Source organism: Mycobacterium sp. UM_Kg27 (assembly GCF_000972905.1).
In the GTDB taxonomy this organism is placed as follows: domain Bacteria; phylum Actinomycetota; class Actinomycetes; order Mycobacteriales; family Mycobacteriaceae; genus Mycobacterium.
Genome location: NZ_JRMM01000304.1, coordinates 1 through 703 on the forward strand (window position 1 = coordinate 1; position 703 = coordinate 703).

1 protein-coding gene is annotated in these 703 nt (G+C 68.6%); it reads left to right on the plus strand.

Annotated elements, in window-relative coordinates; genetic code table 11:
- A partial coding sequence (locus tag LI94_RS21375; protein WP_046302509.1) for an HNH endonuclease signature motif containing protein occupies positions 1-703 on the plus strand: 703 nt, incomplete at both ends.

Here is a 703-nt window from a genome sequence, read left to right on the forward strand (position 1 = left end):
CGGGCGTCCTGATTGCGCGGCGGGGGGTCGTGCGGCGGCCACGCCGGTGATGATTCATGTGATCGCCGAGCAGGCCACCGTGGACGGCACCGGGGATGCGCCGGGCTCGTTTGTCGGAGCCGGTGCGTTGATTCCGCCGGAGTTGATCGCAGAGCTGGCCAAGTCGGCCCGGTTGGTGTCGGTGCTCCATCCCGCCGATGCGCCACCGGAGCCGGGGTATGTGCCCTCGAAGGCACTGGCTGATTTTGTGCGGTGCCGGGACCTGACGTGCCGCTGGCCCGGCTGTGACCGCCCGGCGGCTGACTGCGATCTGGACCACACCATCGCCTACGCCGATGGCGGGCCCACCCATGGGTCGAATCTGAAATGTTATTGCCGCACCCATCATTTGGTGAAGACCTTCTGGGGGTGGCGGGATCAGCAACTGCCCGACGGCACGCTGATCCTGACTTCGCCATCGGGGCAGACCTACGTCACCACCCCGGGCAGTTCGTGGCTGTTCCCGCAGTTGTGTGCCCCCACCGCGGACCTGCCGGCACCCAAGCACCGCAACGATGACCGCCGTGGCGACCGGACCGCGATGATGCCCCGCCGGCGACGCACCCGCGCCCAAAACCGCGCGGCCCGCATCGCCACCGAACGCAACCAAAACCACAAAGCCCGCCAAGCCCGACGCACCGCATCCGACGCCGTGTGGTTCCCG